This is a genomic window from Psychrobacter celer, from assembly GCF_016107555.1.
Lineage (GTDB): Bacteria > Pseudomonadota > Gammaproteobacteria > Pseudomonadales > Moraxellaceae > Psychrobacter > Psychrobacter celer.
The window spans coordinates 1-21,610 of record NZ_JABASU010000016.1; the positions used below are offsets into that span (position 1 = coordinate 1).

18 protein-coding genes and 1 tRNA gene are annotated in these 21,610 nt (G+C 47.0%); 13 read left to right on the forward strand and 6 right to left on the reverse strand.

Annotation, left to right across the window (positions count from 1 at the left end; translation table 11 throughout):
• Positions 1–476: 476 nt before the first annotated feature.
• The 10 genes from JFC05_RS08400 (at position 477) to JFC05_RS08445 (ending at position 12,218) form a co-directional block, all read left to right on the forward strand.
• The gene (locus tag JFC05_RS08400; protein ID WP_198336556.1) at positions 477–1,595 is read left to right on the forward strand and encodes a porin; all 1,119 of its coding nucleotides are present in this window, start codon (positions 477–479) and stop codon (positions 1,593–1,595) included.
• A 188-nt stretch (positions 1,596–1,783) separates the two neighbouring features.
• A complete protein-coding gene (locus tag JFC05_RS08405; RefSeq protein ID WP_198336557.1) occupies positions 1,784–3,418 on the forward strand; it encodes a CTP synthase in 1,635 nt (544 codons plus the stop codon).
• Positions 3,419–3,724: 306 nt separating this feature from the next.
• Complete coding sequence (gene kdsA / locus JFC05_RS08410; RefSeq protein WP_198336558.1) at positions 3,725–4,600, forward strand: 3-deoxy-8-phosphooctulonate synthase; 876 nt, start codon at positions 3,725–3,727, stop codon at positions 4,598–4,600.
• Between the two features lie 36 nt (positions 4,601–4,636).
• Positions 4,637–4,891 carry a heavy-metal-associated domain-containing protein gene (locus JFC05_RS08415; protein ID WP_105243950.1) on the forward strand — a complete coding sequence of 85 codons (255 nt, stop codon included), beginning with the start codon at positions 4,637–4,639 and terminating at the stop codon, positions 4,889–4,891.
• Positions 4,892–5,160: 269 nt separating this feature from the next.
• Complete coding sequence (locus JFC05_RS08420; protein ID WP_100749802.1) at positions 5,161–5,385, forward strand: heavy-metal-associated domain-containing protein; 225 nt, start codon at positions 5,161–5,163, stop codon at positions 5,383–5,385.
• A gap of 540 nt (positions 5,386–5,925) precedes the next feature.
• A complete protein-coding gene (locus tag JFC05_RS08425) occupies positions 5,926–8,274 on the forward strand; it encodes a heavy metal translocating P-type ATPase (RefSeq protein WP_198336559.1) in 2,349 nt (782 codons plus the stop codon).
• Positions 8,275–8,594: 320 nt separating this feature from the next.
• On the forward strand, positions 8,595–9,911 hold the full coding sequence (gene eno / locus JFC05_RS08430) for a phosphopyruvate hydratase (protein ID WP_105243948.1): 1,317 nt from the start codon (positions 8,595–8,597) through the stop codon (positions 9,909–9,911).
• 119 nt (positions 9,912–10,030) lie between these two features.
• A complete protein-coding gene (locus JFC05_RS08435; protein WP_198336560.1) occupies positions 10,031–10,339 on the forward strand; it encodes an FtsB family cell division protein in 309 nt (102 codons plus the stop codon).
• A gap of 165 nt (positions 10,340–10,504) precedes the next feature.
• Positions 10,505–11,218 carry a 2-C-methyl-D-erythritol 4-phosphate cytidylyltransferase gene (ispD, locus tag JFC05_RS08440; protein WP_198336561.1) on the forward strand — a complete coding sequence of 238 codons (714 nt, stop codon included), beginning with the start codon at positions 10,505–10,507 and terminating at the stop codon, positions 11,216–11,218.
• A 376-nt stretch (positions 11,219–11,594) separates the two neighbouring features.
• The gene (locus JFC05_RS08445; RefSeq protein WP_192995608.1) at positions 11,595–12,218 is read left to right on the forward strand and encodes a BLUF domain-containing protein; all 624 of its coding nucleotides are present in this window, start codon (positions 11,595–11,597) and stop codon (positions 12,216–12,218) included.
• Positions 12,219–12,643: 425 nt separating this feature from the next.
• Here the strand turns inward: JFC05_RS08445 and JFC05_RS08450 are convergent.
• The 4 genes from JFC05_RS08450 to pyrC all read right to left on the reverse strand — a co-directional run bounded on the left by JFC05_RS08450 (position 12,644) and on the right by pyrC (position 15,250).
• Positions 12,644–12,719: transfer RNA gene (locus JFC05_RS08450), tRNA-Glu, on the reverse strand.
• Between the two features lie 52 nt (positions 12,720–12,771).
• Positions 12,772–12,969 (reverse strand): hypothetical protein, encoded by a 198-nt coding sequence (locus tag JFC05_RS08455; RefSeq protein WP_192995787.1) that lies wholly within the window; start codon positions 12,967–12,969, stop codon positions 12,772–12,774.
• Between the two features lie 244 nt (positions 12,970–13,213).
• On the reverse strand, positions 13,214–13,972 hold the full coding sequence (gene rnt / locus JFC05_RS08460) for a ribonuclease T (protein ID WP_192995788.1): 759 nt from the start codon (positions 13,970–13,972) through the stop codon (positions 13,214–13,216).
• 207 nt (positions 13,973–14,179) lie between these two features.
• Complete coding sequence (gene pyrC, locus JFC05_RS08465; protein WP_198336562.1) at positions 14,180–15,250, reverse strand: dihydroorotase; 1,071 nt, start codon at positions 15,248–15,250, stop codon at positions 14,180–14,182.
• 335 nt (positions 15,251–15,585) lie between these two features.
• Between pyrC and JFC05_RS08470 the strand changes: the two genes are divergently transcribed.
• The gene (locus JFC05_RS08470) at positions 15,586–16,824 is read left to right on the forward strand and encodes an argininosuccinate synthase (protein WP_075100583.1); all 1,239 of its coding nucleotides are present in this window, start codon (positions 15,586–15,588) and stop codon (positions 16,822–16,824) included.
• A 157-nt stretch (positions 16,825–16,981) separates the two neighbouring features.
• On the opposite strand, the gene JFC05_RS08475 is transcribed toward JFC05_RS08470, so the two are convergent.
• A complete protein-coding gene (locus JFC05_RS08475) occupies positions 16,982–18,244 on the reverse strand; it encodes a hypothetical protein (protein ID WP_198336563.1) in 1,263 nt (420 codons plus the stop codon).
• A gap of 146 nt (positions 18,245–18,390) precedes the next feature.
• On the opposite strand from JFC05_RS08475, the gene JFC05_RS08480 reads away from it, so the two are divergent.
• Both JFC05_RS08480 and JFC05_RS08485 read left to right on the forward strand, forming a co-directional pair.
• On the forward strand, positions 18,391–18,906 hold the full coding sequence (locus JFC05_RS08480) for a L,D-transpeptidase (protein WP_198336564.1): 516 nt from the start codon (positions 18,391–18,393) through the stop codon (positions 18,904–18,906).
• A gap of 207 nt (positions 18,907–19,113) precedes the next feature.
• Positions 19,114–19,728, forward strand: a complete 615-nt coding sequence (locus JFC05_RS08485) for a nitroreductase family protein (protein ID WP_192995792.1) — start codon at positions 19,114–19,116, stop codon at positions 19,726–19,728.
• A 124-nt stretch (positions 19,729–19,852) separates the two neighbouring features.
• Here JFC05_RS08485 and JFC05_RS08490 read toward each other — a convergent pair whose 3' ends face one another.
• The gene (locus JFC05_RS08490; protein ID WP_198336565.1) at positions 19,853–21,502 is read right to left on the reverse strand and encodes a CYTH and CHAD domain-containing protein; all 1,650 of its coding nucleotides are present in this window, start codon (positions 21,500–21,502) and stop codon (positions 19,853–19,855) included.
• Positions 21,503–21,610 lie beyond the last annotated feature (108 nt).

Here is a 21,610-nt window from a genome sequence, read left to right on the forward strand (position 1 = left end):
ATAGACAGTATATAGCGTTAGACCATACGCCAGCATGAAAAATGTCCATTACACCGTTTGTCATAAAACTTACGGTAAACCATTGGTATTTAAGCGCATTATATAGCTGTTTTTTTTAACGCCTGAGCGCTATAAAAGATATGGAGTGCGCCAGATATCGCGCTAAAAGTACAAAAAAAATATGTTGCAAATTATGTCAAAGTTGTTATGCTTGTACTCGAAGTATGAGTTTGGTAACGGATGTTACGCAGCAGAAGGATAAAGACCAACGTTTACATGGCAGTTACTTTTTTTGATGCTGGTTATGTAAGTCATGGTTTTTTCATCTTACTGTAATAAAACTTCGCCACACTTGTTTCTGACTAATCTCGGTAGCCAGTTACACATTATATCTTTGAGGATTTGTGACGATACCAATATGGGCGCCAGCTAATAATAGCTTGCTCATTACTACAATTGTAAAGTGGAGATACCCCATGAAAAAACTACTTTTAGCTACAGCCGTTGCTGCTCTATCTGTTTCTGCAGCCAATGCCGCTCCTACCTTATATGGTAAAGCGTTTGTTACTGCCGACTATGTAAATGCTGAGTTTGATGCAGCTGATAGCGTAAATGATTATGATGAAGACACTGTAGAGATTAACTCTAACTCTTCACGTATCGGTATCAAAGGCTCTGAAGCTTTAACTGCCAACACTGACGTTATCTATCGCTTAGAGTACGGCACCAGTGTTGATGGTGACAAAGATGGTTTTAAAAACCGTGATACGTATCTTGGTGTCGTGAATAAAAACTTTGGTGAGATCCGTGCTGGTAAAAACCAATCTACTTTAGATTATGTAAACAACGTAATCGTTAACGATGGTTATTGGGATAACCTAGGTGGCAACAAGCTTGAGTCAAATGAGGATGCTGGCGGTTTAAATATGGCTGATAGTAGCCGTATCAACAGCTCAATCGTTTGGATGACTCCAAAGTACGATAACCTACCATTACAACTTTCTGTTATGTATAGCTCTGATGAAGATAACGGTAACAAAGACGATGGTTTCGGTGCTGCGCTAATGTTTGACCAAGGTACTGGCTTCACTGCTGGTGTAGCGTACGATAAAGACCAAAACATCACTGGTGATATCATCCGTGGTACAGCAACTGTCGATCTAGGCAAGTATGTTGCAGCTCCAATCACATTGGGCGCATTGTATCAAGTAGCTGATTTTGACGGCGCTGGCTCAGGCGATGAAGATGAAAAAGGTTTCATTCTTAGTGCAGCAATGGGCTTAGCCAACTTTGCTCGTCCAGCAACTATCTATACCCAGTATAACAATACCACGAACCTAAATGGCGTCGACAACGCTGATTCAGACCAAATCGTTGTTGGTGGTAAATACTTCTTTAAAGACAATATCATCATGCATGCTTACGCTGGTATGAACAAAGCTGATAATGTTAGCACTGTAGTTGGTACGAAACCTGCTACTCCTGGTTCTATTGTTGATAATAAATTCGTTCCAGGTGAGCCTGAGTCAAGTATTTTTGCTAAAGGTGATGCTGAAGTATTTGTAGTTGGTGGCGGTCTAGAATACAAATTCTAATCTAACCATTAGAATCTAAATAAAAAACTCATCCTTCGGGGTGGGTTTTTTTTGTTGTATGTATTATTTGTGACAAAAGTCTACCGCTGAGGTAGAAAACAAGAGTTTCAGACAGTTTGCATTTTTGCCCTATATTTTATGGCGTATTTTTAGTAAAATCCTTCTTTACCAATTACCGACAGAGTACTATGACCAAGTTTATATTTGTGACCGGTGGGGTAGTGTCCTCACTAGGAAAAGGTATCACCGCCGCTTCTCTTGCTGCGGTCTTAGAAGCGCGTGGCGTGACTGTCACGATGACCAAGATGGATCCGTATATCAACGTCGATCCAGGTACGATGAGCCCATTTCAGCATGGTGAGGTGTTTGTCACCGAAGATGGCGCTGAGACCGATTTGGATTTGGGCTATTATGAGCGCTTTTTACGCCACTCTAAGATGAGTAAGAGCAACAACTTTACCAGTGGTCGTATCTATCAAAACGTGCTAAACAAAGAGCGCCGCGGTGAGTATCTGGGTGGTACCGTGCAGGTCATCCCGCACATCACTGATGAAATAAAAAGTAAGATTCTTGCCAGTGGCGAAGGCTACGATATCGCCATCATCGAGATTGGCGGTACAGTCGGTGACATCGAGTCGCTGCCATTTATGGAAGCGGTACGTCAGATGCAAGTAGAGCTTGGTCGCAATCGCGCTATGCTCATGCATCTAACGCTGGTGCCTTATATCGCTAGTGCCGGCGAAACCAAAACCAAGCCGACCCAACATTCAGTCAAAGAGCTACGCTCTATCGGTCTGCAGCCAGATATCCTCATCTGCCGCTCTGAGCACCATATCTCGCAAGACAACCGCCGCAAGATTGCGCTGTTTACCAATGTCGAAGAGCGCGCAGTCATCATGTGTGAAGATGCCCAAAGCATCTATCAAATCCCGCACATTCTACATGAGCAAGATCTTGACGATCTAATCTGTGAGCGTTTTGGTCTTGATGTACCAGAAGCGGATTTGAGTGATTGGGACAAAGTGGTCGAAGCCCAGCTCAACCCTGAAGCGGTAGTGACGGTGGCGATGGTCGGCAAATACGTCGAGTTACCAGACGCTTATAAGTCGATCAACGAAGCGTTACTACATGCCGGTATCGTGCATCAGTCAGATGTCAAAATTGACTATATCGATGCTGAGCTACTAGAGACGGACGATGAGCTGTATGCGCGTCTAAACGATGCCGATGCGATTTTGGTACCAGGTGGTTTTGGTGAGCGCGGTACCACTGGTAAAATGAGAGCCATCACTTACGCCCGCGAAAACAAAGTGCCGTATCTGGGTATCTGTCTGGGTATGCAGTTGGCGGTGATTGAATATGCCCGTAATGTGCTGCATATCGATGCCAACTCTTCTGAGTTTGATCGTAAGACAGCTGAGCCTATCATTGGTCTGATCACTGAGTGGTTAGATGAGCGCGGCGAGCTACAGATTCGTAGCGATGATTCAGATCTCGGCGGTACCATGCGCCTAGGCGCGCAGCAAGCAGAGCTGGTTTCTGGTAGCAAGCTTGCTCAGATTTATGGCGCGAACAATATCACTGAGCGTCATCGCCATCGTTATGAGATGAATAACCGTTATATTGAGCCACTAGAGCAAGCGGGCATGACCATCTCAGGCTACTCGGCTAAGCAGCATTTGGTTGAGTCGGTTGAGATTGCAGATCATCCATGGTTTATCGCGGTACAGTTCCATCCTGAGTTTACCAGCTCGCCTCGTGGTGGCCATCCGCTGTTTAATAGCTTTGTTAAAGCGGCAAAAAACTATAGCGAAACGAAGTAGCCGTTAGCGTAGCAGGAAGTAACCGCTGCTTAGTAGAGAGAATTACTACTATTAAAAAATTTATGAGTGACCCGGTAATAATTGTGCTCGCATCAATTATAAATGCTATGCGATAACAGTATTACTATAAAAAGACTGATCTTCGGATCGGTCTTTTTTTTGGCTTAATATTGAGCAACGAGACATATTATTTGGTAGTTATTGATATTGAGAGTCGGTAATTACGCTTGCATACTTTTTTTCGTCAAGCTATCGGTTACAATACGGTATCGACCTATTTATAACAAGATAAGAGGTAACGGCTGAATGGAAAACTTATTGAACGCGCAATCACATATCGCGCTTAACACGCCTAATAACGAGACGATCAATATTGGCAATGACCAACCTTTTGTGTTGTTTGGCGGCATGAATGTCTTAGAATCGAAAGAGATGGCGTTTGAGATTGCAGAGCAGTATGTCGAGATATGTCAGCGTTTGGGCATCGGCTATGTGTTTAAAGCCAGCTTTGATAAAGCCAATCGCTCTAGTTTGCATTCTTACCGAGGCCCAGGCTTAGAAAAAGGCATCGACTGGCTGGGGCAAATCAAAGAAAAGTTTCAAGTACCGATTATCACCGATGTACACGAGCCGTATCAAGCCGCACCGGTCGCAGAGGTCGCCGATATCATTCAGCTGCCTGCGTTTTTGTCGCGTCAGACTGACTTGGTGCATGCGATGGCAAAGACAGATGCTATCATCAATATCAAAAAAGCGCAGTTTTTAGCGCCGCATGAAATGCGTCATATCATCAATAAATGCTTGGAAGGCGGTAATGATAAGCTCATACTTTGTGAGCGCGGCAGTGCCTTTGGTTATAACAATTTGGTCGTGGATATGCTCGGGTTTGATACCATGAAACAAATGAACGTACCGGTATTTTTTGATGTGACCCACAGTTTGCAGCAGCCAGGGGCACGCAGTGACAGTGCTGGCGGCCGCCGCGAGCAAATCACCACCCTTGCCCGTGCAGGAATGGCAACGGGACTGGCGGGGCTGTTTTTGGAAGCGCATCCAAACCCAGAGGTGGCAAAATGCGATGGCCCCTGTGCGCTCAGAACCAGCCAGTTGGAGCCGTTTTTGCGTCAGCTTAAGCAGATTGATGATTTGGTCAAAGGTTTTGAGGTGTTAGATACTCACTAATACCGTCAATGGAACCCATGATAGGAGGATAGGATAATGGCGATTCAGACAGCAAAAGTCAGCATCGAAAACATCGATGATGCCAAAGGCTTGGACAGTGTGATGACCGCGCTAAAAAACATCACAGGGGTGACCGCGATAGATCTGGATGCGGCAAGCAGTATAGCAACCGTGCGTTATGATGATACCGATACCAGTATTCATGCCCTAACGGCGGCGATTAGCATGGTCGATTATGTGACGCAGCCATATCCTATCGATGCGCCGCAAAATCCACGCTATCATGATTAAAAGTTATCATAACTAAAAGATAACGGCGTCGCAAAGTGAACATCGGGTATCGCCTGTTGGATAAAGTCAATCCGATATAAAAACGATGTGACAGCTGTGTATCTGATTTATTTGAATTCGACTATATAAAGTATGAAGGCCTTGGTTAATAAAGTCATACCAAAGCGCCTTGTTGTTGGCTTTGTTAGGGCTTATGCTAGGACACGCCCTTAGTAAATGACTGTATTTACTTTAAACTAGGTTAGTTATATAACAATAAGGAGGCCCTCATGGCAACCCAGACTCGTATTATCAATATCGATGGCATGACTTGTGGCGGCTGCGTGGCAAGCGTCCATACAGCCACAGGTGATATCGACGGTTTAGATACCATGACTGTCGATTTGGCTGACAAGCTGGCAACGGTGACATTTGATGATAGCAAAACCAGCGCAGAAGCCATTGCGGCCGCGATCGAAGAGGCAGGTTTTGATGCAACCGTCGCCAACTCGTAAGTCTTACCGCTTTAACGCAAAACCAGCTGTCATGGCTGGTTTTTTTCATGAGAGATGCGATGGCAGCGCCTGTTGCTGACTGCAGGGCTTGAATAGAGCATAGTCGTAGCCATTTACTAGGTATGAGGCAGTAGCCACGCTTGAGTAGGATTTATCTCTCATTAGATTAGGGCATGTTCTTATTTTTATCGTTGAGCCACTATAAAATAAATACAGTGCGACTGGGAGTAATTTTGCGCAGCCTCTGTCTGCGTAGGCACAGCAAGCAAGAAAAATTGATACCAGTAGCGCGTTTAAACTTATATAACAGTTTTATTTTCAATTGATTATATTTGCCTGCAGACGCTTTTTTCTGATTTTGACGTCTGATATTTAGATTTTTTCACCGATTTTATTATACATTTATAAACGCTATAGTCCGCCTACCCAAAACGAAGCGCCTGTTATTTAAGAGATGGCAGTTGCCTTTATAGATGCCTTGGCCGCTTTTAGAGTAAACCGACTATGTAATGCGCTATAACGCAACCACGAGTTTTATTTATGAAAGATTCTACCCGCACCAGTACTGACCCGTCTTATGAGGTGGCGACTGATATTGAGTCCAAAACTGCGATAGCGCCTGAGCGTGCGCACTTGCAGCTGGCGATCGATGGCATGACGTGTCAGGCGTGTGCTTCGCGGATTGAGAAGGTACTTAGCAAAAAGCCAGCGGTATATGAGGCTAGTGTGAACTTCGCTGGTGAGACTGCCAATATCGACTACGATCCTTCGCAGACCACCCCTGAGCAAGTCACAGAGTGGGTCAACAAAACAGGCTTTGTCGCCAATCTGCAAGCCGCTGACAGCTTGTTTGCGCAGACCGATAAAGATACTGCAACCGAGTATCCATGGCGCTTGATCGGGCTATGGATCTGTCTGTTGCCGTTTTTGGTTGGTATGGCGGGTATGCTAACGGGGTTTGGTATGGCGTGGATGCCGCCTGTTTGGATTCAGTTTGTCCTAGCCACCATTGTCCAGTTTGGGCTGGCATTGCCATTTTATAAAAGTGCGTGGGCGTCTATCAAAGGCGGCCTTGCCAATATGGACGTGCTGGTGGTCATCGGTACGGTGACTATTTGGGCGTATTCTACTTATCTGTGGTTGACTCATGGCGATGGCACGTTAAGCAGCCTATTGCAAAGTGGATATGCTGGCGGACATGGCCCCGCTGTGTATTTTGAAGCCGGGGTGATGGTCATCGCCTTTGTACGAACGGGTAAGTATTTGGAGGAGCGAACCAAAAAGCACAGCCTAAACAGTATCGATTTATTGTTATCATTGACGCCAGATGAAGTAGAGCAGCAGCAGCCCAACGGCGACTTTCATAATGTCGCATTGCAGGCGGTGCAAGTCGGTGACATCCTGCGTGCCAAGCAAGGCAGCCGTGTGGCAACCGACGGGGTGGTCATAGATGGCGGCGGCTGGTGCGTGGAGAGTCATCTGACGGGTGAGTCTGTGCCCCTAAAAAAACAAATAGGCGATGAGCTGCTGGCAGGGGCATTGGTCGAAAACGGCAGTTTGCTGTATCGCGTCAGTGCCAAAGGCAGCGATACCCAGCTTGGCGATATGGTCAAAGCCCTTAGCGACGCCCAAGGCTCAAAGGCTGACTTGGCAAGGCTTGCCGATAGAGTAACGGCTGTTTTTGTACCAGTGGTGGTGACCGTCGCTTTGGCTACTTTTGGGCTAACGTGGTGGCTGACTGGCATGGTGGATACCGCCTTGATGCATGCGGTGTCGGTATTGGTCATCGCGTGTCCTTGTGCGCTCGGTCTGGCCACGCCAGCGGCTATTATGGCGGGCATGGGCGTGGCCGCGCGCCATGGCGTTTGGTTTAAAGACGCGCAAAGCCTCGAGGCGGCAGGCAATATCGACACGGTCGTGCTTGATAAAACCGGCACATTGACTGTCGGTAAGCCGTCTATCGTCGACCATGTCATGGTGGACAGCTCCATTGCTGTCGATGATGTGCTACAAATTGCGGCAAGCGTTGAGGCGCATGCAAGCCACCCCTTAGCGACCGCCTTGATCAATGCTGCGGCCGAGCGTCATTTGCCACTGATGACTGTCACTGACATCAGCGTCATCAAAGGCGCGGGTATCCAAGCCAATATCGAAGGCTTGGGTCTGGTAAAAGTCGGCACGGCAGAATTTGCGAATCTAACTTTGCCAAAATTTATGCCAAAAGTGTGGCAAATCGCCAGTACCGTAGCGCTTAGTATCAATGATGAACCGCTCGGGGCGTTTGCTTTGGCAGATGATCTAAAGGCAGATACCCCGCAGGCGATAGCGGCGTTACAAGAGAGCGGCATCCATGTCATCTTGATGAGTGGTGATAAGCAGTCTGTGGTCGATCACGTGGCAGGCCAGCTGGGCATCGACAAGGCATATGGCCAAATGAGCCCGCGGGATAAAGCCAGTCAAATCGCGCTGTTGCAAACTGCCGGCCATAAAGTGGCCATGGTCGGTGATGGCGTCAATGATGCGCCAGCGATGGCCACTGCCGATGCCAGCTTTGCTATGTTTGAGGGTACTGATGTCGCGCAGCATAGCGCCTCCGCTCGCTTGATGGGCGAGTCGCTGATGCATATCGATGCGGCACAAAAAATCGCCAACGCCACACTGCGCAATATCAAGCAAAACTTATTTTTTGCGTTTCTTTATAATACGCTGGGCATACCGCTGGCAGCGTTTGGGTTTTTAAACCCGATGATTGCCGCGGCGGCAATGGCGCTGAGCTCCATCTCTGTCTTGATGAACGCGCTACGTTTGACCCGTTTTCGCACTGAGGTTGAGCTAGATAATACCGTATCTACTCATCAAACTGATGATAAGCGCTTGCCAAGTGCCTAAGCCTGCTAGGGCAGTCACCTTCGCCGATATCGCCGTGAGGCCAGATAGGCGGATAACCGAGCGTTTGTATGACTTTATGAGCGTCAGTCGGTGCAAGAGAAGGGAAGTTTGGCGAAATTTATGCTATGATGCCACGTACGATAGCCGCTCATGAAAGCCGTAAATAAACGCTTGGTTTTGTCCAAACCCAGCCGATTATACTAAGTAGGCAAGATAGGTTTGGACCTGCGCTATACGATATTTTATTTTATCTTTTTTGTATTCTAGTTGCCGTTATTTATCCCACAAACTTGGCATGACCAAAGGAACTAACAGACATTATGTACGCTGAAGAAACCACCAACGTCACCGCAATTAAAGACATTCGCGCCCGTGAGATCTTAGACTCGCGCGGTAACCCAACCATCGAAGCTGACGTCATTTTGGCTGATGGTACTATCGGCCGTGCTGCTGCACCCAGTGGCGCGTCTACTGGCTCACGTGAAGCCCTCGAGCTACGTGATGGCGACAAAGATCGCTACATGGGCAAAGGTGTCAAAAAAGCCGTGGCCAACGTCAATAGCCAGATCCGTAGTGCGCTTATGGACAAAGACGTCACCGAGCAGCAAGCCATTGATGATGCGATGATTGCATTAGATGGCACAGAAAACAAAGACAACCTTGGCGCAAATGCCATGCTCGCGGTCTCTCTTGCCACGGCAAAAGCTGCTGCTAAGTCACAAAGCTTGCCACTGCATCAATACATTGCCAACTTGCGCAATCAGACATCATTGACCATGCCGGTACCGATGATGAATATCCTAAACGGCGGCGAGCATGCCGACAACACCGTTGATATCCAAGAGTTTATGATTGAGCCAGTTGGTTTCACCAGCTTCTCAGAAGCCCTGCGCGCAGGTACAGAGATTTTCCATAGCCTAAAGTCTGTCCTAAAATCACAAGGTCTCAATACTGCGGTTGGTGATGAAGGGGGCTTTGCGCCCAACCTGCGTAGCAACGAAGAGGCCATTACTGTCATCATGCAAGCGATCGAGCAGGTCGGCTATAAGGCCGGTGAAGAGATTCATTTGGCGCTAGACTGTGCGGCCAGTGAGTTCTATAAAAACGGACAATATGTCTTGGCAGGTGAGGGCAACAAGGCCTTTGATAGCCAAGGCTTCTCAGACTACCTTGTAGGCCTGACACGTCAATATCCGATCATCTCTATCGAAGATGGCCTGGATGAGTCAGATTGGGACGGCTGGAAGTACTTAACTGAGCAAATCGGTGATAAAGTTCAGTTGGTTGGTGATGATTTGTTTGTGACCAACCCTGCTATCTTGCAAGAAGGTATCGACAAGCACATTGCCAATGCGATTTTGATTAAATTTAACCAAATCGGCACGCTGTCAGAAACCCTAGACGCCATTTATCTGGCGAAGAAAAATGGCTATGCGACGATTATCTCGCATCGCTCAGGTGAGACAGAAGACAGTACCATTGCAGACTTGGCAGTCGGTACCGCAGCCGGTCAAATCAAAACAGGCTCACTATGCCGTTCAGACCGCGTAGCGAAGTACAACCAATTGCTACGTATCGAGCAGCAAGTACGCGCCAGCTACCGTGGCCGTGAAGAGTTCATTGGCCTACGTGGCTAAACGCTCTTATAGTTACAGTCGATAAGTAAGTGTATGCTGGACGATAGGCTGCTTTTGCGGTATCGTTCAGCATACTGAGCTGTGTTGATCCTCTCTGTCTTGTTTGGCGTAAACCCTTTATGAAATACTTTAGCCAATTTATGCTACTTGCCTTAGCCGTTGTAGTACTCTTAGGTCTGCAATATCAGTACTGGCTGGGTGAAAATGGCCATTTTGAGCATCAAAAACTGCTGACACAAATCGAAGAGCAGCAGCGCTTAAATGACAATCAAGTATCAGCAAATAACTTGTTGCGTACGGATGTTCATGACTTAAAAAACGGTCTTGAGGCGGTAGAAGAGCATGCTCGTTTAGACTTAGGTCTTATCAAACCCAATGAAACCTTTGTACAGATATCCACGGCGCCGACGACGCACAGTCGTTATTAAGGCGGGCACATTAAGCCCAGTCGTTTGGCGATACCTTGGTCTTGTCATTATCATTATAACCACGATGACATTCAGACACTTTTCAATCTCTCTCTTTTTATCTTTTCCCCTTTTTTAGCGCCACCTCATGGCTCCCCGTGATTTTTCTTTGATAGGCCTTGGCTCATGAATACCACTCCTCGCATACATGCCATGATCGTTGCTGCTGGTCGCGGCAGTCGCTTTGGTGCGTCTATGGCCAAGCAGTATACCTTGTTTCAAGGCCAGACATTGCTGCAGCATAGCATGGAGCGGCTCGCTTGTAGTGCCTTTATCGAGCAGTGCTGGTTGGTCATCGCTGCGGACGACACTACCGCGCAAATGCTCAATTTTGCCTTGCCGGTACAGTACGCCACTGGCGGTGCTGAGCGTTGGCAGTCGGTGCAGGCGGGCGTGGAGGCCATTCGGCAGTCAGGTGCTGCAGACACCGACTTGGTCTTAATCCATGATGCTGCGCGCCCAGCGGTGCCCAGCTGTGATATCGATAAGGTCATTACGGCGGCGATGCATGAGCCGTATGGCGCCATCTTAGCGACGCCAGTCGCTGATACCCTCAAGCACTCCTATGGACAAGACGCGGGGCTGCCTACTTATATTGCGCAAACGCTTGATCGCAGCAATATATGGCAAGCACAAACGCCGCAAGTCTTTCGACTAGACCAATTACAAAAAGTCCTACAGCATGTCAGTGAACAGCAGATAGCAATCACGGATGAAGCCAGTGCTTTTGAGTCTCTGAGGTTACCCATCCGTTTGGTGGCTGGCAGTCGCCAAAATATCAAATTGACGTATCCTGATGATGCCGCCTTGCTCTCTGCTATCTTGAGTCTGCAAACTTGATAGCTTTTACCTTGGTAGTTTTTACGTAGACGCTAGAACCATCAGTTTTATTAACCCCCTTGATTTTTTGATACAACCGTCTATTATCGCTGCAAAAAATACAAAGCGATACTTCTATTATATTTGTTTTAGTGGATATAAGGGCGTACTAATATATCATTATTTATCTATAACCAAAATTATAAGGTAAACATAGGTTGCTTTAATGACGAAACTAGCCTATGATGTAACTAACTTAATACAATTGATATAAACACTTATAAAATCAATAATATAACAAGCCAGTTGATTGCTTCTAATTGTCTTGTCTCTAGATTTTTTTCAACGTTAGTATGGTTGTTTTAACTACATTAACCTAAATATAGGGAGAAGCGGATTGTCAATAATCAATGATTCGACAAATCCAGTAACGACGGATCTTTGCCAGCTGGTGTACATCAGCCGGATTACTTCGACTGGTCTGTCAAGTCCCAGTACACTTAATGACATCTCAGAGATTGCGATTGAACGTAACCAAACGGATGAGATTACTGGTATCCTTTGCTATGGCAATGGGTATTTTTTGCAATGTGTAGAGGGGTCGGAGCAAGCTTTGACCAATCTAAAAAATCGCTTGTTGGCAGATGAGCGACACAAAGACATGGAAATTTTGGATTTTTCAGCGATTGATGAGCGCCGTTTTTCGAGCTGGTCGCTGCGCTCTATCACACTTGAGCGCTGGATGACGAGAGACCCTGTGTTGAAAAAGCTGATGCCGTTTAAGCCCTATAGCTGGAGTGTGGATGAGTGGCACAGGTTTTTGGATATCTTGCAAAACTACTACGAAGAACAAATCAGAACAGGCAATACTGATGCCCAGCCGATCAAGTACAGTACCTTAGGGGTAACCTTAAGTAAAGTAGTCGGTCAACACCAAGCGTTCTTTTTGATTCAAACGGTATTGGGCTCGATGATAGTCGTCGCATTGTTGTGGCTGATGCTATCAGATAAAATCTGGTAGGAAGTTAGCCTGCGCCGACGGGTACGGCAAAGATTTATACCAGCCTTTATTCCAGCTTCGCTATATCTTATTTATTTGACCGGACTATAAGCAGTGTGTAGCCAACTTTAAACTTGCAAACACAAAAAAGCCAGCATCCATTGCTGGCTTTTTTGTGACTATCTATCAGACAGATAGCGTTTGATTTTGGTGGTGGGAGTACGTCGAGTCTAGAGCTTAAAAGTTAGAAAAAGGGTAGCTCGTTAGAAGGAAAGGGTGTGGCTTGCTTAACTATACTGAGTCATTGAGTCAAAAAACAAACATAAAAAAAGCCCGACTCATAATATCTTATGAGTCGGGCTTTTTTGGTGGTACGCTTATCAGTCTTATCTTATGCTAAGTAAAAGTTATGCTAAGCAAAAGGGCTAATAAGTGACGCCTTATAGTGGCGTCCCCAGGGGGATTCGAACCCCCGTTACCGCCGTGAAAGGGCGGTGTCCTAGGCCTCTAGACGATGGGGACTAGTAACAATACCTCAGCTGCTTTCACCATTTATGCTGAAGTGGTGCGTATTTTAATGGCGTCTGCGTTTTCTGTCAAGCCTTTTTCTTCGTCTTTTTAAAATTAAATATCTTTTTTTGATGGCGCGGCGAGGATGCAGGTCTTTGCGCTTTAAATGATGCCGAATCCATAGAGAGGTGCAAGCGCTGATGGTCAGGGCTAGTAGCATATAACCGAGGATGGTGCCCCATAACTTAAGCTGTGGATCCATAGTAGATTCCCTCCTACTCCTATCAAGCCTTGCAGTGATGACTCATATACTGCAAGGACGTGTGGGCGACTTTGACCATCTGTAGGGTGGTAAGAACACTAAGCAGTAGGCTGGTATGGCTCGTCAGCGTACTGTTTTTATTCTCATATCCTTCTCGACTAAAACACCAAGAGGGTAAAGTCAGCTAGTATTACCAATAGCATTATTATGAGGGCATAACAATATAGGATATGTGATTAAAGGCTTATTTGTCAGTTTGCGTAGCGGTGTCAGTTTCGGTAGGCTCAGTAGCCATGGCATTTGCGAGCATGGGGTAGCTGTTTAAGATATGACAAAAAAGCTCGGCAGTTTTTTGCGTATCGTATAGCGCTGAGTGTGCATCTTTACCATCAAATTCTAACCCTGCCGCTTTACAGGCTCGTGCCAGTACCGTCTGACCAAAAGCAAGGGCCGACAGTGTCACGGTGTCAAATACCGAAAAGTTATGAAAAGGATTGTGGTTTTTGCTATTGGTACGTAGCACTGCGGCATTTAAAAACGCCAAATCAAAATGGGCATTGTGACCGATGAGCACGCACTGACGACAGTCCTCTGCGCGTCTGACCTCTTTTAAACCTTTAAAGATACGCCGCAAGGCAGTCTTTTCGTCTTCGGCGATGGCTTTGCGCATGGGATTTTTGGGATCTATGCCGGTAAATGCCAGCGCACTTGGCTCTAGGTTTGCTCCTTCAAAGGGTTCGATATGGGCGTTGAGCGCATCTCCTGGATAAAACACGCCCTGCTCATTAAGTAAGATAGGGATGCAGGCAATCTCTAGTAGCGCATCTGTTTGCGCGTTAAACCCTGCTGTCTCTACATCGACGACGACAGGCAAAAATTTACGAAACCGGTCTTTTAGGCTCAGTGGTGCTTGCTCATCTGACGAACCTGCAGTGCTATCTGCGCTAGTCGCCGGTGTGTGCTCAGGGTTGCGGGGTAAGGCGGTATCGTTTTGAATGGTCATATCACGTTAAATCACTTTTGTCAGTCGTGCTGTTATATTGAATAAATAATTATTAAATTGAATAAACAATCACTAAAAAACCATCCTACGATCTCAGCTACGCTTTAGGTAATCAAGGTAGTGTCGATATCGTCGGATAGCAAATAAAAGCGCGGGTTTTAGCATCCGCTGCCACTTATTCTTGAGTTGGCTTCGTCTTTAATCGAATTAGTCTTTAATCGACCAAGGGAGCGTCTCGCCCGCTAGCAGCGGTGTCAAAGAAGTGCCGTCAAAATATGGATAAGCGTTTGGCACTTGCATTGGAGTGTTTACAAGGGTGATGGTGCTTTGGTTGACAGGCAGACCATAGAACTGCGCGCCAAAACGACTGGCGAATCCTTCTAGCTTGTCTATCTTGCCGACACTGTCAAAGGCGGTGGCATATAATGGTAAAGCGATAGAGGCGCTATAGCAGCCGGCACAGCCGCACGTGGCTTCTTTTTTGTCGGTTGCGTGCGGGGCGGAGTCGGTGCCCAAAAAGAACTTTGGATTGCCACTTGTTGCCACGTCTAACAGTACCTTTTGGTGGCTTTCACGCTTTAAGATAGGTAAGCAGTAAAAGTGCGGCTTGATACCACCGACCAGCAAATGATTGCGGTTAAACATCAGATGCTGCGGGGTAATGGTCGCGGCTATATGGTTGCCTTGTGCCAAGACAAAATCAGCGGCGTCACTGGTGGTAATGTGCTCGACGACGATTTTTAGGGTGGGAAATTTGACGATGATTTGTGCCAATACCTCGTCTAAAAACCGCTTTTCGCGGTCAAAAATATCCACATGATCTTGCGTCACCTCACCATGTAACAATAACGGTAAGTCGTATTTTTCTAACGCTTCAAACACATCGACGCACGCACTGATGTCAGTGACACCATCAGCCGAGTTGGTCGTGGCTCCTGCTGGATAAAGCTTGACCGCTTGGACGATACCGGATTTTGCGGCCATCTCGATGTCTTGTGGCGTGGTGTTGTCTGTGAGGTATAACGTCATGCGAGGGTCAAACGCTGCAATGCGCTCAGCGCTTATGTCGCTGTTTTGCAAGTGCGTCATGATACGCTCACGATACGCGCGGGCATCATCGACAGTTTTGACAGGGGGGACAAGGTTTGGCATACAAATGACACGGTTAAAGCTATCTGCAGCATGTGGCACGGTCGTGCCCAGTGCCTTGCCGTCGCGCAAATGAATGTGCCAATCGTCTGGCTGAAGAATGGTCAACTCTCTAATCGAATCAGTCATAAGGTCGTCGCGCTCTATATCGTCATATACGGGAAATAAAAGGGAGTGATACTGCCCGACTATCATAACAGATTTGCCTACTTGACTAAATATGTGACCAGATATAGTCAATAGAAGAGACAGGCGGGCAATGACCCAGCTGGCATGCCAAATAACCGCCGCCAAAATATATTTATTTAAGATTTAACGCAAAAGCGCGCCACACGGGGCAGTGGTACTTTTGCCCATAGTAAATATGATGTACACTGAGCAGGTGGCTTATTTTTTTTGTCTACGATTAGCGCTTTTATCCCCACTCAATTCTCATCATCAAAACTTTATAATAGGAGTTATTCATGGCTCAACTTGATCCAAAAAATATTAATAAAATCGTATTGGCTTATTCAGGTGGTCTTGATACCTCCATCATCGCTAAATGGCTGCAAGAAACTTATGATGCTGAGGTGATTACTTTTACCGCTGATATCGGTCAAGGCGAAGAAGTTGAGCCGGCCCGTGCCAAAGCCCAAGCCATGGGTATCAAAAATATCTATATCGAAGATTTGCGCGAAGAGTTTGCGCGTGACTATGTCTTCCCGATGTTCCGTGCCAACGCCATCTATGAAGGCGAGTACTTACTCGGCACGTCTATTGCTCGTCCGCTCATCGCCAAGCGTTTGGTTGAGATTGCCAAAGAGCACAACGCCGATGCCATCAGTCACGGTGCGACAGGTAAAGGGAATGATCAGGTACGTTTTGAGCTTGGTGCGGTCGCGTTGTCACCTGATGTTGTGACCATTGCGCCGTGGCGTGAGTGGGACTTGTCAAGTCGTGAGAGCTTGATGCAGTATGCTAAAGAGCATGATATTGCCATTGACTATGCTGGCAATAAGAAAAAATCGCCTTACTCAATGGATGCCAACCTACTGCATATCTCTTATGAAGGCGGTATCTTAGAAGACCCATACGCCGAGGCAGAAGAAGATATGTGGCGCTGGTCGGTCAGCCCAGAAGATGCCCCAGACGAGGCACAGTATTTAGAGCTAGAGTATGAAAAAGGCGATATCGTTGCGATTGATGGTGAGCGCCTCAAGCCATATGAAGTGATGATTAAGCTAAATGAGCTAGGCGGCAAGCACGGTATCGGTCGTTTGGATATCGTCGAAAACCGCTATGTCGGTATGAAGTCGCGCGGCTGCTACGAGACGCCAGCAGGTACCATCATGCTAAAAGCGCATCGCGGTATCGAGTCGCTGACCTTAGATCGTGAAGCGGCGCATCTAAAAGACGAGCTGATGCCGCGCTATGCAAAAATCATCTACAACGGTTACTGGTTTAGCCCTGAGCGCATGATGCTACAGGCACTGATTGACAAATCACAAGAGTATGTCAATGGTACGGTACGTGTGAAGCTGTATAAAGGCGCGGTGAGCGTGGTTGGTCGTAAGTCAGATGACTCACTATTTGATGAAAAAATCGCCACGTTTGAAGATGATGCGGGCGCGTATGATCAAAAAGACGCAGAAGGTTTTATCCGTCTAAACGGCTTGCGTTTGGCCATCGAAGCCAGCCGCGGTCGTGATTTATCAAAATAAGCGCTTACGCTGCTTTTGATAACTTGACCATCAAAAAGCACGTCATTATATAAAATATAAAACAGAGGTCGATATCGATAGCGGCCTCTGTTTTTTTTATGACAGTATTATAAAGATGTTATAAGGATGTTATGGGGGTGGTCATAAAAAATATTGTCTATTTGGTTTGTTGATCATTTGCGGGTGCAGTCTCGTCATCGTCTACTCGAACAATGGCGACATCTTGCTGCTGACGCTCTTTTAGGCGGTCTTGCTCTATGACTTCCTCGGTTGCCAGCACCATACCGTCTGACTTTTGGTTTTGATATTTGAGCATCGCAAGAGCACCAAGGACACCGATCACAGCGACGATCAAAAGGATAACGGGGTTTTTCCAAAGTGGCGTGGCCGCGTCATATTCAATGGGTTTTTCGCTGATGGTGGCTGGGGTGTTGTCGTTATTACCGCCGATTAACCCTAAACTGACCAAAGGCGGCTTTGGTGGATTGGCAGGCTCGGAAGTTATGCGTAGGCGATTGCGGCTCAAATAGATATCAGATATCTTTGCCAGCTGTAATAGCCAGCGCTGATGTGGTAGCGCGATGGCAGGCATTTGGTCAAAGACCAGCATGTCATTGTGATGACCTTGCTGGACATTGTCAGGTGAGCGGCCGATGGCCTTAAGGTAGTTGCCAGTGGCCAGCTGCATATCTTGTACAGGGCTTTGATTGTCAGGTCTAAACCCAGTCAGCTCATACCAATAAAGGTCAAAAATCGGGGGTACGCTAGATAGCTGCGCGCTACTCAATAGACGGCGCTCGGCAGCGTTTACAGGTGATGATTCTGTCGCAGCAGACGGCGTGTCTATACTGTCATGTTGGCTCGGTTCTTGTGCGGCGACTGTCTTAGACGTATGAGCCTGCGCAAAACGCTCAGCTGCCAAAAACTGCGGCTGCAGCGCAAACCACTTATCGATCTCATCATTATCTAGCTGACTATAATCTGCTAAGATAGCCAGCTCACGTAGTGCAATCACGCACAAAGACGTGAGCAAAATTTGTACTTGTGGCGAGGTGGCTTTTATCTGAGAAGCAATGCGCTCACTGGCTTTGATGACTCGGGCACTATCGCTAAATATCGCATCGGCAGCGTCGTGGCGATGGTACAACGTCGCCCCTAACGTCGCAAAGTTCATCGAGTTGTATTGGCGTAGCTCTTTGACCGCGCCGCGCCCAAATAGCTTTTTGCTGACTGCCTGTCCTTGATAGCGCTGCTGATAGGCGAGGAGCGCACTGACAATAGCTTGTAGGCTGGCATCCATCGCTAAACGCGCCTGCGGTAGTGAAAGCTGGGCGGCATCTGCCAAAAGTGACACCATCGGCTGGGTATCATGATATAAAAAATCATACATCGACACACGTGTCGGTGAAATAGTCGTCATAATCTGCTAGCATCAAAAAGTGTGCCCCTATATTACGGTGCCAAATGTCTCGGCACAATCCCTTAACAATAGAAAAATTCAATCCATTGACTTACAACGCGGTTGGCAAAGATGTCAATTAGATGACTGACCGCTGGATATATCCTATGAAAAATCATGAAAACCTTGATATGCATTTGGTGATTAATATTGCTCAGCAAGCCTTAACACTCTACCAATATGATAAAGAAATAGCGCAATACGCCGTATCTACCGCCAAAAACGGTATCGGCAGCCAGCAAGATAGCGGTTGTACGCCGCTTGGCGAGCATGTCATTGCTCAAAAAATAGGTGGCGATGCGCCGATCAATGCTGTGTTTGTCGGACGGGTGCCAACTGGGGAGATCTATGATGATGCGCTCGGAAAGCAATATCCTGAGCGCGACTGGATACTAAGCCGCATTCTATGGTTAAGTGGTCTCGAGGAAGGGTACAATAAAGGCTGTAATGCCCAAGGTGGCTGTGATACCTATCAGCGCTATATCTATATTCATGGCACCCCTGACACCGAGCCGATGGACGTTGCGCGCTCGCATGGCTGCGTGCGTATGCGTAATGACGACATCGTAGCGTTATTTGCGCAAGTCAAGGAAGGTACGCCTGTGTCTATCGTGGCAGCGTAGATGGGCAGATAATGGCTTTGATCAATCAAGCGTGTCAGATATATTGCAACATCAAGCAGAATAACTTTATAGAGTGATTGATAAAATTAACTTTATAGAGACTAGATATTATTTAGCATATTGATATAATATTTGCCTTATTAAAAGTGAGTGTGTCGTGCCAGATATCGCTCACTTATGATGTCTTTTAAGATAAGGATAATGATCATGTCTCAAGAAAGTCTAGTCACGTTACAACAAGCTTTTGATGAGCGCCGTTCGGTATATGCATTAGGCAATGAATTACCAGTCGCGCCGCAAGCGATTATCAACATGGCAGAGCGAGTACTTTTGCATACGCCTTCAGCCTTTAACTCGCAGTCTTCGCGTCTGGTGGTGTTGTTTGGTGACGAGCACCAAAAGCTGTGGGACATCGCTGAAGAAAAACTGCGGGCAGCGGTCGGCGACGGTGACTTTTCAGGCAGTCAGCAAAAGCTGGACGGCTTTCGAGCGGCGGCGGGTACTGTCTTGTTTTATGAAGACCGAAACGTGACCAAATCATTACAAGAGCAGTTTGCTTTATATGCTGAGCGTTTCCCTATTTGGGCAGAGCACGCCTCAGCCATGCACCAGTATGCCATGTGGACAGAGCTGCGTACGCTGGATATCGGTGCCAACCTACAGCATTATAACCCACTGGTAGATGAAGATGCCGCGGCAGCGTTTGCTATTCCGGACAGTTGGGAGCTGATAGCGCAGATGCCATTTGGTAATATCAAAGCCCCTGCTGGCGAAAAAACCTATCAGCCGGTCAATGAGCGTATGAAAGTACTGGGCCTATAAGAGAGCCAGTACTTTCATACGCCCTAGGCCTGCCTGATGATAACGCGGCCTTGTGTTACCAATATCAATGATAAAAAGACAGCTCATCGACCGTGAGCTGTTTTTTTGTATGTAGCATAATGGTTTAGATTGATATCAGCGATTTTTTGACTTTGGCCAAACGTTTTTGAAGAGGTTTATGTTGGGTCTTTAGGGTAGCAGCAAACCAGCCTGCGCCAAATAGCGCACGCGTCTCTGTCGCTGATTTTTGCTGATAGTGCTGGCCATAACGCATGGCGTCGTCATAGTGGCTCAGTGCCTGTTTTGCTTTGAGCAAGTGCTTACGCTGACGCTTGAGCTTCTTTTTTACTTTCTTTTTTTTGTGGCCTGTCTTGAGCAAAGGCGCGGCAAATTCATGGACATAATATAAGCTCGTCATTTGCTGGTTTAACGCTAGTAGGGCTTGCTGACCCTCTTGCATGTCTTGGGTGCCTTTCATCTCTTGGGCGCTGCCGTTTTTCTTGGCATCGTCGGTGTCGCTCTCTTCTGACTCAGCGCCATCTAAGCATGGGTATCTTTTATGTTGTAGCCGTTCCTCGGCTTGCACAAATGCTTTTTGTTGCTTGAGGAGCACGGCTGTTAGCGCCTCTTTTGCGCTTTTGTCCGCGTGCGTCTCAAGTGCTGGATCACTCATTGCAAAAGCAATCAGCTCCAGTAAGGTTAATTGAAAGTCATTGGCACAGACAGCGTCCATGGGCCGTACCTTCATAGCATCAATATCAGCCGTCCATTCTACAGCAGGCGCGCCATATTGCTGTAAATGTGGCTCTACAGTAGAGACCAGATGAGTAAGGTGCTGATAGTCACTGAGTAGCGCTTGAGTTTGCTGCAGTATGGGCGACCAGTCAGGGTTGATCTCATCAGAGAAGCTGGCAAACGCTTGCAGAGCAGCGTGCAGGCGAGTGATACCAATCGCTAGCTGCAAGACATGTGCGTCATCATAGCGCCCAGAGACGATGGCGCTGCTATTAGGCAGTATATGTAATAGGCAGTGATGCACCGCCGCCCGTACAAACGCAGGCATGCTGATATGGTTGTCGATATGAGAAAGCTGAGTATCAGCAGTGACAGCAGGGCTATGCGCTTGTCTTGTAATCAATAGACCACCGCGCTCGGCTTTGGTGATGGTAGATAAGCACAGCTTATAACGCTTACACCAAACTTTGGCTGTCGTAAATAAAAAATCAATATCGCCTGACACCAGCTCAAACTCAATTTCTTGAATATGATCACGCAGCGCATCATCATTACCGTGGACAATCTCTCCATAGTCATAGGCCATCTCCAGCTGATTGTCTGCGCCTTCATCATTGTCTTCTATCAACAGGCGGGTGGTGCGCTTGACATCAGTGACATACAGTTGAGTGAGGTTTTTGGTGAGTTTTTTGAGCTTAAAGGCGGCAAGAGCAGGGGCGATGGCGGTGTCTTTATATATACTCAAATCAGGCATAAGCGCTTTGTCAGCGAGCATGGCTTGTACATGCTCAGGGTCTAAGGTGGCGTTGTGCTCTAGGCGAGCTGCCAGACCATCGCCGCCAGCTTTGATGGTCTGCACCCATGTATCGCCTTCTTTACGAATGCGTAGGCCAATTCCTGCTTGCGCCAACTGCTGATCAGGGGTGTCATAGTAGTGGGCAGCCATTTGTGTGGTTTGAGAGGATTTGACTTTTGCTTGACGCATCAAGCCTTTCAGCCGCGACTCTGGGACCAAAAACTTGAGTTCGATCTCTTGCATAATGACTCCTAATAATGACTCCTAATAATGACGACGAATGATTATTAGTCTACCATCCTATGCGTGATGATAGGACATTGACTTCCTCCCCTCCCTAAAGTGAGGGGA

Bases quoted from the DNA above. Each gene is read 5' to 3' on its own strand.
- JFC05_RS08400 (WP_198336556.1), top strand. From the start codon at position 477: ATGAAAAAACTACTTTTAGCTACAGCCGTTGCTGCTCTATCTGTTTCT.
- JFC05_RS08405 (WP_198336557.1), top strand. From the start codon at position 1,784: ATGACCAAGTTTATATTTGTGACCGGTGGGGTAGTGTCCTCACTAGGA.
- kdsA (WP_198336558.1), top strand. From the start codon at position 3,725: ATGGAAAACTTATTGAACGCGCAATCACATATCGCGCTTAACACGCCT.
- JFC05_RS08415 (WP_105243950.1), top strand. From the start codon at position 4,637: ATGGCGATTCAGACAGCAAAAGTCAGCATCGAAAACATCGATGATGCC.
- JFC05_RS08420 (WP_100749802.1), top strand. From the start codon at position 5,161: ATGGCAACCCAGACTCGTATTATCAATATCGATGGCATGACTTGTGGC.
- JFC05_RS08425 (WP_198336559.1), top strand. From the start codon at position 5,926: ATGAAAGATTCTACCCGCACCAGTACTGACCCGTCTTATGAGGTGGCG.
- eno (WP_105243948.1), top strand. From the start codon at position 8,595: ATGTACGCTGAAGAAACCACCAACGTCACCGCAATTAAAGACATTCGC.
- JFC05_RS08435 (WP_198336560.1), top strand. From the start codon at position 10,031: ATGAAATACTTTAGCCAATTTATGCTACTTGCCTTAGCCGTTGTAGTA.
- ispD (WP_198336561.1), top strand. From the start codon at position 10,505: ATGAATACCACTCCTCGCATACATGCCATGATCGTTGCTGCTGGTCGC.
- JFC05_RS08455 (WP_192995787.1), bottom strand. From the start codon at position 12,969: ATGGATCCACAGCTTAAGTTATGGGGCACCATCCTCGGTTATATGCTA.
- rnt (WP_192995788.1), bottom strand. From the start codon at position 13,972: ATGACCATTCAAAACGATACCGCCTTACCCCGCAACCCTGAGCACACA.
- pyrC (WP_198336562.1), bottom strand. From the start codon at position 15,250: ATGACTGATTCGATTAGAGAGTTGACCATTCTTCAGCCAGACGATTGG.
- JFC05_RS08470 (WP_075100583.1), top strand. From the start codon at position 15,586: ATGGCTCAACTTGATCCAAAAAATATTAATAAAATCGTATTGGCTTAT.
- JFC05_RS08475 (WP_198336563.1), bottom strand. From the start codon at position 18,244: ATGACGACTATTTCACCGACACGTGTGTCGATGTATGATTTTTTATAT.
- JFC05_RS08480 (WP_198336564.1), top strand. From the start codon at position 18,391: ATGAAAAATCATGAAAACCTTGATATGCATTTGGTGATTAATATTGCT.
- JFC05_RS08485 (WP_192995792.1), top strand. From the start codon at position 19,114: ATGTCTCAAGAAAGTCTAGTCACGTTACAACAAGCTTTTGATGAGCGC.
- JFC05_RS08490 (WP_198336565.1), bottom strand. From the start codon at position 21,502: ATGCAAGAGATCGAACTCAAGTTTTTGGTCCCAGAGTCGCGGCTGAAA.